Here is a 12,024-nt window from a genome sequence, read left to right as displayed (position 1 = left end):
CCGCGAAGGCGTGCGGGTGCGGCGACGGTCGAGTCGGCATCGTGACTCCCCGTGCGTGATGCGCCCGTGGCTGCAGAGCAAAGGCGGTTCCGGGGGACCGCGCCGGCCCCGGCCTTCGTGACGGAAGGTATCCGCCTTCGTCGCGACCGGATCCCGCGCCGGCGGGTGCGACCCGCGTCAGCGCCGGCGGGTGGCGGCCGGCGCGAGGGCCGGCTCCACCATGTCCCGGTAGTCGCGGGGCAACTGCACCACCACGTCGGTGAACTCGCCACCGCTGATCGCCTCGCGCAGCGTGGCGAACACCGCCCGCGCCGCGCCTCGGGCGGTGTGCTCGTCGCAGTCGGCCCGCCGAGCGACCCGGGCGACGAACTCGGCCGCCCCGAACCGCTCGGCCGCCTCGGTGTGCGGATGCGGGCTGAGCATCCCCCACAGCGGCTTCGGCAGTTGCGCGGCGAGGTCCAGCACCTCGCCGCCGGTCAGCCGCTCGGCCAGCGTCTCCAACGTGGCGGCGGTGAGTGTCGCGGCCCGGTCCCCGGCGGTCCCGGTGAGCCGGGCGACCCGGGCCACGAACGTGTGGTGGTCCATCGGTGGTACCCCCTTCGGTGCGCGCAGGGCGGCTACCCGTCCCGACGCGCCGGAAACAGCGGGAGATCGGGGGCGTGAGCCCCCGCGCTACGGGTAACCGCCGCGCGGTCATGACCCGACGACTGGCGCGAGGAGCCCGACCCATGGCGAGCTATTCGGACGTCCTTGAGTACCTGTCCGCGCTGGACTACCCGGCGGGCAAGGACGACGTCATCCGGGAGGCGGAACGGGAGGGCGCGCCGCCGGACGTGTTGCGGGCGTTGCGCGCGTTGCCGCCGGTGGACTACGCCAACGGCGCCGAGGTGGCCCGGTCCGCCGGGATCGACGCGGCCCCCGAGGTGGACCGGTCACAGCGGGCGGCACAGGCCCGCGACCAGCACGAACGCGTCGCGCAGCACCTGCGCGGCATCTGAGGCCGGGGCCGCCCGACGTCGACAGCGGCGGCCTTCGACAGGCGGGCGCCCCGGGTCACGAACCGCGACCTGGGGCGCCACGCAACACCTGGCCCTGACGGTGCGCGCCCGAACCGGGTCGCGATCACCAGGCGGTGGATGTTCGCCCGAACCGGGCGGGCATCACTGCCACGATCATCATACGACGTACCATCAGCCGAACGGATGAGATTCGGAAAAGTGTGTCCGGGGGCACGTCGCTCAGCCGCGGAGACCACCGCTGCGGTCGCGGGCCTTGAGCCGGGTGGTGGGCAGCGCGGGCGCGGGCAGCGGCGGCGCCGCGTCGTCGGCGACCGTGCCGAACCGGCGACCGGCCATCCAGTCCTCCCGCGCGGCGGCGACCTCCTCGTGCGACCGGCCGACGAAGTTCCACCACATCACCAGCGGCTCGTCGAACGGCACGCCGCCGAGCAGCAGCAGCCGGCTGCCGGGCGCGGCACGCAGTGTCAACGCCGTCCGGCCGGCACCCAGGTAGAGCAACGCTCCGGGAGCCAACGCCACCCCGTCGACCTCGGCCGAGCCGGACATCGCCAGCAGCCCGTACTCGAAGTCGGGGCGCAACCGCAGCGTGGCCGGCGCCGGACCGCGCGCCTCGAGCTGCGCGCCGAGCAGCGGGGTGTGCGCGACGGCCGGCGAGCGTTCCCCGCCGAACGCCCCGACCAGCAGCGTCAGGTCCAGGTCGCCGTCGCGCCAGCGGGGCAGCTCGGCGTGGTGGGCGAAGCCCGGGTCACCGGCCCGGGCCGGGTCGGGCAGCGCCACCCAGAGCTGCACACCGTGCATCAGCGGCGGGTGGACCAGCGGCGAGCGCTCCGAGTGGGCGATGCCCCGGCCCGAGGTCATCACGTTGAGCTGGCCGGGACGGATCGGCTGCACGTTGCCGAGGCTGTCCCGGTGCAGGATCTCGCCGTCGAGCAGCCAGGTGACGGTCTGCAGCCCGGTGTGCGGGTGCGGCGGCACCTCCATGCCCGGCCGCTGCGCCACGTCGTCCGGGCCGAAGTGGTCCACGAAACACCACGCGCCGACCATCCGGCGCTGCCGCTGCGGCAGCAGCCGACGCACCGTGGTGTAGCGGCCGAGCGGGACGTCGTGGCCCGGCAGCAGCACGCTGCCCGGGTCGGTGGCGCCGACGCCGGGTGGGAGCGTCTGCGCCGGCAGCGATTCGGTACGGTCCACCGCCCGAACTGTACGCTCAGTCCGCGGTGACGCTCACCGCGTTCGCGCCGGCCACCAGGTCGAGGTAGAGCCGGTCCGCCGCCCGGTCCCAGCCCGGCGAGCTGACCACTTCCCCGGCGGCGATGCCGGCGCGGCGCTCGTCGTACACGGCCAGTGAGCCGGCGCCGGACGCCACCCGCACCCGGGCCGGCGGCCCGCCCGGCACGGCCACGGTCAGGTCGCCGACCCCGCCCGCCATCCGCACGGTCAGCGTGCCGTCGAGCGGGGGCAACCGCAACCGGGTACGCGACGCGCCGCCGATCAGCTCGACCCCGGCGAGCCGGGCCGCGCCCAGGTCGAGCCGCTGCTCACGGACACCGCCGACCAGCCGGACCCGCCAGGTCAGCCGGGCGTTGAGCACCACCTCGACGGCGGACGGCCCGGAGCGGCCGTTCTCGGTGATCCGCAGCCGGACCCGGTCGCCGGTCACCTGCGGGCGGGGCGTCACCCCGGCGTCGTCCGGCGCGCCGATCCGGTAGAGGTCGTCGCCGAGGTCGGCGGCCCGCAGCGTGAAGCTGGTCAGGCCGTCGACCAGCTCGAAGTCGGCCTGCCGCCGGTCACCACGCGGCGCGGTGAGCGTCTCGGCGGCGGCCACCTCGGCGCCGCCCACGCCACCCGAGCCCGCGGCGTCGGTGGCCGGCGAGGGCGGCGGACCGCCGGAGAAGACCACGCCGAGGCGGGCCGGGTTGGACAGCGTGACCGCGACCGCCACCGCGCCGAGCACGACCACCAGCACGGCGGCCGCGGACAGCCAGCGGGCGGCGCCGGACCAGCGTGTGTCGGTCAGGTCGGAATCGTCCCCGGATGCCGTCATGGTCGTCCCCTCTCGCCGGTCCCCACTGGCTCATACGTCTCCGTTTCCGCCACGGTTCATTCCGGCCGCATCCGGTCGGTCGGTGATTGACAGGTCTCGACCTCCGGCCTAGGTTCAGGTCCCTACCGGCCGGTAGGCACCCGTCCCCCGGGGAGCCGCGATGCAGACCTCACCCACCCGCCGGCTGGTCGCCGCCGGCGCCGCGCTCGCGCTCGCGCTCGGCCTGGCCGCCGCGGCGCCCGCCGCAGCCACCGGTCGGGACGACGGCGGCCAGCCGCTACCCGGCTACACCATCGTCAACCCACCGCTGCCGCCGCTGGTCGTGGACGGCGCCACCACCACCGTCCGGCAGGGCGTGCACGCGCACGCCGGCTACGTCGTCGAGGTCCCCGCGAGGTGGAACGGCGACCTGGTGATGTGGGCGCACGGCTACCGCGGCCAGGGCACCGAACTCTCCCCCGAACCGCCCGCGTTCGACCTGCGGCAACGTCTGCTGACCCAGGGGTACGCCTGGGCGTCCTCCTCGTACGACCGCAACGGCTACGACGTCCGCTCCGGCGTGCGCGGCACCCGGGCCCTGGCCGACCTGTTCGCGCGCACCGTGCGGCGGCCGCACCGGGTGCTCATCGCCGGCGTCTCCATGGGCGGGCACGTCATCGGCCGCTCGCTGGAGCAGTACCCGGGCTACTACGCCGGCGCGCTGCCGATGTGCGGGGTGCTCGGCGACCAGGAGCTGTTCGACTACTTCCTGGACTACAACCTGGTCGCGCAGGCGCTGGCCGGGGTGCGCGCCTACCCGACGCCGGCCGACTACCTGACCGACGCGGTCCCCCGGATCCAGGTGGCGACCGGGCTGGCCGGCCTCACGCCCACCGGCCCGGACACCACAAACGCCCTCGGCAAGCAGTTGCGCGCGGTCACCGTGGCCCGCTCCGGCGGGACCCGGCCGGGCGCCGACGCCGCGTTCGCGGTGTGGAAGGACTTCCTGTTCGGCATCGCCACCACCGACGGGGGCGACTCCCCGGCCGGGCGCCCCGGCCAGCTCGCCACCAACCTGTTCACCCGGTACGCCCCGAACCAGCCGGTGGACCTGAACGCCACCGTGCAGCGGGTCGCGCCGGAGAACCTGCGCCAGCGGCTCTCTCCCGGCCTGACCGAGGTGCCCCGGATCGCCGGCAGGCCGACCGTGCCGGTGCTCAGCCTGCACGGCCTCGGTGACCTGTTCGTGCCGTTGCGCATGGAGCAGGCGTACGCCCGCGACGTGGCCCGGCACGGCCGGTCCCGGCTGCTGGTGCAGCGGGCGGTCCGGACCGCGCAGCACTGCGAGTTCAGCCCCGCCGAGGCCGGCGCCGCCTGGGACGACCTGACCCGCTGGGTACGCACCGGCAAGCACCCGGCCGGCGACCCGGTCACCGACCCCCGGTCGGTGGCCGCCCCGGACTTCGGCTGCCGGTTCAGCGACCCGGCTGCCTGGGCCGCCGGCACCGGCACCCGCCGGCTCTACCCGGCCTGCTGATCGTCGTCGGTCCCGTACCAGCCGCCCCGGTAGACCGTGCCCGGCCGGGGCGGCGTGTCCGGGGTGGACCGACGGGCCCGGCGGACCCGGCTCACCACGAACCAGCCGACGCCGGCCACGACCGCCAGGATGACGACGTTCTGGAGCGTGCCGACGTACGACTCGACCACGTGCCAGTTCTCCCCCAGCAGATAGCCGGCGAGCACGAACGCGGTGTTCCAGATCAGGCTGCCCAGCGCGGTGAAGAGCAGGAACACCGGCACCGGCATCCGTTCCACGCCGGCCGGGATCGAGATCAGGCTGCGGAAGATCGGAATCATCCGGCCGAAGAACACCGCCTTGACGCCGTGCCGGAGGAACCACGCCTCGGTGCGGTCCACGTCCGCCAGCTTGACCAGCGGCAACCGGCCGGCCAGGGCGCGCATCCGGTCCCGCCCGAGCGCCGCGCCGACATAGTAGAGCGCCAGCGCGCCCAGCACCGACCCCAGCGTGGTCCAGGCGATCGCCCCGAACAGGCTCATCCGGCCCTGGCTGGCGGTGAACCCGGCCAGTGGCAGGATCACCTCGCTGGGAATGGGCGGGAACAGGTTCTCCAGGGCCACCGCGAGCCCGGCCCCGGGGCCGCCGAGGCGTTCCACCAGGCCGGTGACCCAGCCGACGGGTCCCTCGCCGGCCGGCTCCGCGGCCCGCGCGGCACTCACCCGGGGGCCGGCGAGCAGCTGTGCGTTTCCGATCATCCGACCACGTTACGGGGCGACCCGGCCGACGACCACGAAAAGCGTTCAGCCGCCGCCACCACGCAGCCGGTCGTAGGCGTCGAGCAGCCGGCGCAGCGCGGCGGCGGTGGCGCCGTCGAGCTTGTCCTCGTCGGCCGCGTCCTCGATCCGCTCGTGCAGGTCCTCGACCCGCTTGGCGCGGTCCTTCACCTTGCCCCGGTCCAGCTCGGCCGCCTTCTTCCGTAGGTCGTCGGCGGTCTTGCGGTCGATCAGCCGGGCCGCTTCGGCCCGGTCCAGCAGGTCGGTGAAGCGGTCCGCGAGCTGCCGGGCGGTGACCGGCTCGGCCGCCGCCGTCGACGGCGCGGCGCGGGTCGGCGCCGGGCGGGCGCTGCTCGACGCGGGCGCGGCCGGCGGGGCGGCGGCCGGCGGGACGGTGGCCGACGGCGTCCCGGAGCGGCCGTCGAACACCAGCGCGCCGACCAGCGCGAGCAGCAGCACCACCGCGCCGGCGACCAGCACGCCGGTCAGCCGGTTCGGCGGGACCTCCGGGCGCACCGGCGGGACCGGGCGGGCCGGGGCGGCCCGCTCGACCAGCGTGGCGGGGTGCGCCACCCGGGACACCGTGGGCAGGATCGCGGTCGGCGGGTCGACCGGTCGGCCGGCGCCGAGCCGGTCGGCGACCTGAGCGGCGGTGGGCCGCCGGGCCGGGTCCAGGGCCAGGCAGGCCAGCGTCAGCTCGGCGACGTCGGCGGGCAGCCCGGGCACCCGCAGCGGCGGCACCGGGGGTCGCCGGTCCCGCAGGTCCACCACGTCGTCCCAGGTCCGCACCGGCAGCGGGGGCCGCCCGGTGAGGCTGCGGTAGAGCAGCGCGCCGAGCGCGTACACGTCGCCGGCCGGGTGGGTGGGGCCGGGATCGAGTCGTTCCGGGGCGAAGTAGGCAGGGGTGCCGGCCAGCGGTTCCCCGGCCGGCCCGGTGGTCGGCTGGCGCGGGCCGGCCGGCGCGGCGATGCCGAAGTCGAGCACCTTGGCGCCGGTCTCGGTGAGCATCACGTTGGCCGGCTTGACGTCCCGGTGCACCACGCCGATCCGGTGCGCGGCGGCCAGCGCGGCGGCGACCTGCCCGGCCGTCCGGACCGCGTCCGGCCAGGCCAGCGGCCCGCCGGCCAGCCGGTCGGCGAGCGTCTGACCCGCCACCAGCTCCATCACCAGGTACGGCGTGACCACACCGCCGGGCAGCGTGGCCTCGCCGTAGTCGTACACCTGGGTCACGTGCGGGTGGGTGAGCCGCGCCGCGGCGCGGGCCTCGCGCTGGATGGTGGCGCGCAGCTGCGGGTCGGCGGCGAGCCGGCCGGCGAGCGCCTTGACCGCGACCGGGCGGTGCAGCACCTCGTCGTCGGCACGCCACACCTCGGACATCCCGCCGAGCCCGATGCGCTCGCGCAGGACGTAGCGGTCGTGCAGCCGGAGGTCGGACGTGAACGGCGACATGATGCCCCAGTCTGCCCGCCTACCCCCGGACCGCACCAACCCGGTCCCGGTTCGTGCCGGTCGCGCGCCGGTCAGGGCTTGCGGGCCACCCCGCCGTACATGCTGACGTCGACGACGGAGGGACGCGGCTCGGGTTCGGCGTCGGCGCGCCACTCGGCCACCGAGCAGACCCCGGGCTCGACCAGCTCGAGGCCGTCGAAGAAGCGCACGAACTCGTCCCGGCCGCGCAGGTGGATCAACCCGTGCGGGCCACCGCGGGCCGCCGCCTTCGCCTCGGTCGCGAGCTGGGCCGGGAGGTGGTCGTGGGTGGCGTGCGAGGCGGCCAGGTAACTGCCGGCCGGCAGCGCGTCCAGCAGCCGGGTGACCGTCGCGTAGGGGTCGTCCGTGTCCGGCACGAAGTGCAGCACCGCCACCAGCATCAGCGCGACCGGCTCGGACAGGTCCAGGGTGCGACGCAGCTCGGGGTGGCCGAGGATCTTCTCCGGGTCGCGCAGGTCGGCGTCGAGGTAGGCGGTGGCGCCCTCGGGCGAGCTGGTGAGCAGCGCCCGGGCGTGGGCCAGCACGATCGGGTCGTTGTCGACGTAGACCACCCGGGCGCGTGGGTCCGCGGCCTGCGCCACCTCGTGCGTGTTGTCAGCGGTCGGGATGCCGGTGCCGATGTCGAGGAACTGACGGATCCCCGCCTCGGCGGCCAGGTACCGGACCGCACGGCGCAGGAACCGCCGGTTCTCCAGCGCGCTGAGCCGGATGGTCGGGAAGGCGGCGGCCATCGCGTCGCCGGACTCGCGGTCGGCCTGGAAGTTGTCCTTGCCGCCGAGCCAGTAGTTGTACCGCCGGGCCGGGTGGGCCACCGAGGTGTCGATCCGGTCGGCCGGGTGGGCCGGCGCGGTCGCCGTGCCGCTCGTATCGCTGGTCAAGGCCGCCTCCACGACTCGCACGCCACCGTTGCGGGGAGGACGTGCGTCCACTGTCTCCGGTATGCGGGTCATGGTATAGCCCGCCGCGGCGTCGGTCAGGCCGGGTAGAGCTCGTCGCGGATGCGGGCGAGCAGCTCCCGGGTGCGCTCCGGCGGCGCGGCCTCGACGCACAGCCGCTCCATCGCCTCGGCGTAGTAGTCGAGGTCGTCCCGCTTGTCGAGGTAGATCGCGCTGGTCAGCTGCTCGATGTAGACGATGTCCGGCAGGTCCTCGTCGCCGAAGCGCAGGATGCTGAAGGCTCCGCTGGCGGCCGCGTGCCCGCCCGCGGTGAACGGGACGATCTGGAGCCGCACGTTCGGCGCGGTGGTCGCCTCGATCAGCGCGTCCAGCTGTTCACGCATCACCGCGGCGCCGCCGATCGGCCGGCGCAGCACCGCCTCGTCCAGCACCGCCCACACCTGCGGCGAGTCGGCGCGACGCAGCAGCCCCTGGCGCTCCATCCGCAGGTCGACCCGCCGGTCCAGCTCCGCCGGCGTCGCGCCGCGGTGCCCGAGCAGGATCACCTCCCGCGCGTACGCGGCGGTCTGCAGCAGGCCGGGCACGAACTGCACCTCGTACGTGCGGATCATCGCGGCGGCGGCCTCCAGCCCCAGGTAGGACTGGAACCAGGCGGGCAGCACGTCGCCGTAGCGGTGCCACCAGCCCGGACTGTTCGCGTCCCGGGCCAGCTTGAGCAGCGCGGCGCGCTCGTCGGGCGCGGTGACGCCGTAGAGCGTGAGCAGGTCGGCGACGTCGCGTTCCTTGAAGCCGACCCGGCCCAGCTCCATCCGGCTGATCTTGGACTCGGAGGAGCGGATCTCCCACCCGGCGCTCTCCCGGCTGACCCCGGCGCCTTCCCGCAGGCGACGCAACTGCGCGCCGAGCAGCATGCGCAGCACCGTGGGACCACTTGTCGGTCCACCCTCGACGGGCACCGCCACCACTTGACCGCCCTCGCATCCCGGCTGCTCCCGGCCGGGTGCCCTCCCCGGCCGACGAGTAAGCATGCCATGGACCGACAGTGAGGTGAACTCCCCCGGACGGTCGAATCAGTCCCGTGTACGGGACGGCGGAATGAGGTGGTCGAAGTCCCCGTCCCGGGCGCCGAGCACGAACGCCTCGATCTCGTCCACCGTGTAGATCAGCGCCGGCCCGTCCGGGTGCCGGGAGTTGCGTACCGCGATGCCGCCGCCGGGCAGCTCGGCCAGCTCGACGCAGTTGCCACTGGGATTGCTGCGGCGACTCTTCAACCATCGCATCGGGGGCAACTCGGTCACGGGTACGCCGTTCGGGGGCGGTTTCATGGGCGTCCTTCGGGAAGAGCCAGCCGAGGCCGCGGGGAGGAGCGGTGGGTGGCGACGTCTGTCGACTGAGGAGTGAGATGCACGTGCATCTGCTATTGCATCTGCAATGGACAGCGAGCATGATAGCCGAACGTACGGTGTGCCGGGTCGCTCACGTTCGGTGACCCGAACCCGGCCCCCGGAACCCGCCGTGCGCGGCCGGGGACTGGTGAGGAGGGCGCGTGCCGGATCCGATGACCGTCGCCTCCGGCATCTCCGCCGCCGGCGCGCTGCTCTCCGCCTGGCAGCTACGGCGCCGGGCCCTACGCGCCGAGACCGAACTCGAGCTGCTCCAGGCGGAGCTGGCCGCCGAACGACACGCCGCCAGCCACGACCCGCTGACCGGGCTGCCCAACCGCCGGGCCTTCTTCCGACTGGCCGCCGCCCTGCTCACCGACCCCGCCGGCCAGCCCCTGGTGGCGGTGGTGCTCGACCTGAACGGCTTCAAGCAGATCAACGACCGCTACGGGCACGCCGCCGGGGACCAGGTGCTGGTCAGCGTGGCCCAGCGGCTGGCCGCCTTCGCCGGCAACAACCTGGTGGCCCGGCTCGGCGGCGACGAGTTCGCCGGCCTGCTGGCCAGCCCCACACCCGACCGGCGCTGGATCGAGCACGCCACCCGCCGGCTCTGCGAGGCGCTGGCCGCGCCGATCCCGCTCGGCGGGCGCAGCATCCGGGTCACCGCGTCGGTCGGGCTCGCCCCGGTGCACGGCCCCGCCCAGCTCACCGACGCGCTGTGCCGCGCCGACGCCGCCATGTACGAGGCGAAGACGCTCGGCGTCGCCCGCGCACCCCGCCAACTCGTCGCCGAGCACTGACCCGGGCGACGGTCGGGCGGGCGTGGCCTCCGGCCCGGTGGCTCAGCGCCAGCCGTAGCCGGCCCGCAGCGCCTGGCCCACCCGGTCGAACCGGGGCCGGTCCAGCACCGCCCCCTCCCGGCGGATGCCGTCCTCGCGCATGGTGAGCACCCGGTCCAGGCGGACCCAACTGGGCCGCTGGTCCCGGTCCCACTCCCCCGGCCCGAGCGACAGCCAGTGCCGCTGGCCGTCCCGCTCGCTCTGGCTGGACAGCATCAGCCCGAACAGCGTGCGGCTCTGCCGGCCCACCACCAGCACCGGCCGGTCCTTGCCCTGCCGGGGGTCGTCCTCGTAGGGCACCCAGGTCCAGACGATCTCCCCCGGGTCGGCCTGCCCGTCCGGCTCCGGCGCGTACGACAGCTCGCGGCGCTGCAGCGCACTGACCTGACGCCGGCGCGCGACCTGGGCCGGGATCGCCCCACCCGGACGGGCGGGCGCGGCGGCGCCTCCGGTGATCCGACCGAGCCGGGACGCCACGTTCCTCAACAGACCTGCCACGGCCGGCAGCCTAGCGGGTCGGCGCGCGGGGGAATCCGGTGGCGGCCCCGTCGCCCGGTCCGCCACCATGCGGCGGTGACCGTTCCCCGCCACCAGATCCGGGCCGCCTTCACCGACCGCACCCTCACCGTCTACCAGGCGTACCCGGCGGAGATCGCCGACCCGGCGCTGGCCGCCGGTCGGTTCGTGCCGCCGTTCAAGCGGGAGCGGATGACGTGGATCAAGCCCTCGTTCCGGTGGATGATGTACCGCTGCGGCTGGGCGCTCAAGCCCGGGCAGGAACGGGTGCTCGCGGTCGAGATCAGCCGGGCCGGGTTCGAGTGGGCGCTCCGGCACGCCTGCCCCAGCGGCCACGACCCGCGACTGCACCCCGACCGGGACGCCTGGCGTCGGGCGCTGCGGGCCAGCCCCGTCCGGGTGCAGTGGGACCCGGAACGGTCGCTGCGGCTGACCCCGCTGTCCCACCGGTCGGTGCAGGTGGGACTCTCCGGCGAGGCGGTCCGGCGGTACGTCGACGAGTGGCTGGTCGGGCTCACCGACGTCACGGCGCTGGCCCGGTCGGTGCACGACCGGCTCGCCGCCGGTGACGAGGACGGCGCGGCGGCGCTGCTCCCGCGGGAGCGACCGTACCCGCTGCCGCCGGCGGTGGCCCGGGCGATCGACGCCGACTGACACGCGGGACCGACGCGGGGCGGGCGGCCCGGCGACGGCCCAGGCGCGCGGTCGCGGCGGGCGGCTCGGCGACGGGCCGAGGCGCGCGGTCGCGGCGGGCGGCTCGGGCGGACGGGCCCGGCGGGCGGTCAGGCCGGGCGGCGGGCCAGCACGAGCGTGGTGCGCAGGTCCAGCACGACCGTGCCGCCGAAGCCGTCGACCGCGGCGCCGACCGCGGCACGAACCCGCCGGCGCAGCTCCGGCGGGCGGCGCAGCTGCGGCGAGAACGTGTCGACCAGGCGCAGGTAGGCGGCGGTGTCCAGCGGCACCGACCGGCGGAACCGGGACAGGCGCAGGTCGGTGAAGCAGCCGCTGTCGGCGATGTCGTCGTGGAACCAGCCGTCGACGCGGTCACCCCGGTCGTCCGGGTCGGCGGCGGCGAACGCGGCCCGGATCGCCTCGGCCTGCGTCTGGTCGACGTAGGCGTAACGGTGGCTGAGGACGGCGAGCGTGCCGCCGGGACGCAACGCGTCGTGCGCGCGCCGGTTGCGGGTGGCCGGGTCGAGCCAGTGCCAGGCCATCGCGCAGGCCAGCACGTCGACGCCGCCGGCCGGCGGCCGCCACTGCTCGAAGGCGTCGGTCACCACGTGGACGCCCGGGAAGCGTTGGGCGAGCACGCCGGCCATCCGCGCGTCCGGCTCGACGCAGGTCGTGGTCGCGCCGAGGGCGAGCAGCACGGTGGTGGCCAGGCCGGTGCCGGCGCCGATCTCGACCAGGGTGCCGGGCGGGCCGCCGTGATAGGCCCGGATCACGTCCGCGAGCTCGGCCGGGTAGCCCGGTCGCGCCTCGTGGTAGGTGCCGGCCGTCTCGCCGAACAACTGCGACATGGCCACCATCCTCCCAGATCCGGACGGTGTCGGATGCCCGTCACGCGGC

14 protein-coding genes are annotated in these 12,024 nt (G+C 75.4%); 4 read left to right on the top strand and 10 right to left on the bottom strand.

What is annotated here, in order from left to right; genetic code table 11:
• Positions 1–177 precede the first annotated feature (177 nt).
• On the bottom strand, positions 178–585 hold the full coding sequence (locus tag ACH495_RS26235) for a DUF2267 domain-containing protein (RefSeq protein ID WP_396860367.1): 408 nt from the start codon (positions 583–585) through the stop codon (positions 178–180).
• 143 nt (positions 586–728) lie between these two features.
• Between ACH495_RS26235 and ACH495_RS26230 the strand changes: the two genes are divergently transcribed.
• Positions 729–998 (top strand): DUF2795 domain-containing protein, encoded by a 270-nt coding sequence (locus ACH495_RS26230; protein ID WP_396860366.1) that lies wholly within the window; start codon positions 729–731, stop codon positions 996–998.
• A 240-nt stretch (positions 999–1,238) separates the two neighbouring features.
• On the opposite strand, the gene ACH495_RS26225 is transcribed toward ACH495_RS26230, so the two are convergent.
• Positions 1,239–2,210, bottom strand: coding sequence for a pirin family protein (locus ACH495_RS26225; RefSeq protein ID WP_396860365.1), 972 nt, complete (start codon positions 2,208–2,210; stop codon positions 1,239–1,241).
• A 16-nt stretch (positions 2,211–2,226) separates the two neighbouring features.
• Positions 2,227–3,063 carry a hypothetical protein gene (locus ACH495_RS26220; RefSeq protein WP_396860364.1) on the bottom strand — a complete coding sequence of 279 codons (837 nt, stop codon included), beginning with the start codon at positions 3,061–3,063 and terminating at the stop codon, positions 2,227–2,229.
• Positions 3,064–3,223: 160 nt separating this feature from the next.
• Here ACH495_RS26220 and ACH495_RS26215 point away from each other — a divergent pair, with 160 nt between their 5' ends.
• On the top strand, positions 3,224–4,579 hold the full coding sequence (locus ACH495_RS26215) for a hypothetical protein (protein ID WP_396860363.1): 1,356 nt from the start codon (positions 3,224–3,226) through the stop codon (positions 4,577–4,579).
• Here ACH495_RS26215 and ACH495_RS26210 read toward each other — a convergent pair.
• From ACH495_RS26210 to ACH495_RS26190, 5 genes are all read right to left on the bottom strand, one after another.
• Positions 4,564–5,316 (bottom strand): DedA family protein, encoded by a 753-nt coding sequence (locus ACH495_RS26210; RefSeq protein WP_396860362.1) that lies wholly within the window; start codon positions 5,314–5,316, stop codon positions 4,564–4,566. The genes ACH495_RS26215 and ACH495_RS26210 overlap by 16 nt on opposite strands.
• A 45-nt stretch (positions 5,317–5,361) precedes the next feature.
• Positions 5,362–6,783, bottom strand: a complete 1,422-nt coding sequence (locus tag ACH495_RS26205) for a serine/threonine-protein kinase (protein ID WP_396860361.1) — start codon at positions 6,781–6,783, stop codon at positions 5,362–5,364.
• A gap of 71 nt (positions 6,784–6,854) precedes the next feature.
• A complete protein-coding gene (locus tag ACH495_RS26200) occupies positions 6,855–7,700 on the bottom strand; it encodes an SAM-dependent methyltransferase (protein WP_396860360.1) in 846 nt (281 codons plus the stop codon).
• 95 nt (positions 7,701–7,795) lie between these two features.
• Positions 7,796–8,629 (bottom strand): helix-turn-helix domain-containing protein, encoded by an 834-nt coding sequence (locus ACH495_RS26195; protein ID WP_396860483.1) that lies wholly within the window; start codon positions 8,627–8,629, stop codon positions 7,796–7,798.
• Between the two features lie 159 nt (positions 8,630–8,788).
• Positions 8,789–9,043, bottom strand: coding sequence for a DUF397 domain-containing protein (locus tag ACH495_RS26190; protein WP_396860359.1), 255 nt, complete (start codon positions 9,041–9,043; stop codon positions 8,789–8,791).
• A gap of 221 nt (positions 9,044–9,264) precedes the next feature.
• Between ACH495_RS26190 and ACH495_RS26185 the strand changes: the two genes are divergently transcribed.
• Complete coding sequence (locus tag ACH495_RS26185; protein ID WP_396860358.1) at positions 9,265–9,900, top strand: GGDEF domain-containing protein; 636 nt, start codon at positions 9,265–9,267, stop codon at positions 9,898–9,900.
• A 42-nt stretch (positions 9,901–9,942) separates the two neighbouring features.
• On the opposite strand, the gene ACH495_RS26180 is transcribed toward ACH495_RS26185, so the two are convergent.
• Positions 9,943–10,437 (bottom strand): type II toxin-antitoxin system PemK/MazF family toxin, encoded by a 495-nt coding sequence (locus ACH495_RS26180; protein ID WP_396860357.1) that lies wholly within the window; start codon positions 10,435–10,437, stop codon positions 9,943–9,945.
• A gap of 75 nt (positions 10,438–10,512) precedes the next feature.
• Here ACH495_RS26180 and ACH495_RS26175 point away from each other — a divergent pair, with 75 nt between their 5' ends.
• Positions 10,513–11,109: a DUF4291 domain-containing protein gene (locus ACH495_RS26175; protein WP_396860356.1), complete on the top strand. Its 597-nt coding sequence runs from the start codon at positions 10,513–10,515 to the stop codon at positions 11,107–11,109.
• A 128-nt stretch (positions 11,110–11,237) separates the two neighbouring features.
• Here the strand turns inward: ACH495_RS26175 and ACH495_RS26170 are convergent, their stop codons facing one another.
• Positions 11,238–11,975 (bottom strand): methyltransferase domain-containing protein, encoded by a 738-nt coding sequence (locus ACH495_RS26170; protein WP_396860355.1) that lies wholly within the window; start codon positions 11,973–11,975, stop codon positions 11,238–11,240.
• Positions 11,976–12,024 lie beyond the last annotated feature (49 nt).

Origin of the sequence: Micromonospora sp. NPDC018662 (genome assembly GCF_044391475.1) — a bacterium.
GTDB lineage: Bacteria > Actinomycetota > Actinomycetes > Mycobacteriales > Micromonosporaceae > Micromonospora.
This window is presented reverse-complemented; position numbering and strand designations above follow the sequence as displayed.

Bases quoted from the DNA above. Each gene is read 5' to 3' on its own strand.
- ACH495_RS26195 (WP_396860483.1), bottom strand. From the start codon at position 8,629: ATGCTGCTCGGCGCGCAGTTGCGTCGCCTGCGGGAAGGCGCCGGGGTC.
- ACH495_RS26220 (WP_396860364.1), bottom strand. From the start codon at position 3,063: ATGACGGCATCCGGGGACGATTCCGACCTGACCGACACACGCTGGTCC.
- ACH495_RS26230 (WP_396860366.1), top strand. From the start codon at position 729: ATGGCGAGCTATTCGGACGTCCTTGAGTACCTGTCCGCGCTGGACTAC.
- ACH495_RS26190 (WP_396860359.1), bottom strand. From the start codon at position 9,043: ATGAAACCGCCCCCGAACGGCGTACCCGTGACCGAGTTGCCCCCGATG.
- ACH495_RS26235 (WP_396860367.1), bottom strand. From the start codon at position 585: ATGGACCACCACACGTTCGTGGCCCGGGTCGCCCGGCTCACCGGGACC.
- ACH495_RS26215 (WP_396860363.1), top strand. From the start codon at position 3,224: ATGCAGACCTCACCCACCCGCCGGCTGGTCGCCGCCGGCGCCGCGCTC.
- ACH495_RS26210 (WP_396860362.1), bottom strand. From the start codon at position 5,316: ATGATCGGAAACGCACAGCTGCTCGCCGGCCCCCGGGTGAGTGCCGCG.
- ACH495_RS26205 (WP_396860361.1), bottom strand. From the start codon at position 6,783: ATGTCGCCGTTCACGTCCGACCTCCGGCTGCACGACCGCTACGTCCTG.
- ACH495_RS26170 (WP_396860355.1), bottom strand. From the start codon at position 11,975: ATGTCGCAGTTGTTCGGCGAGACGGCCGGCACCTACCACGAGGCGCGA.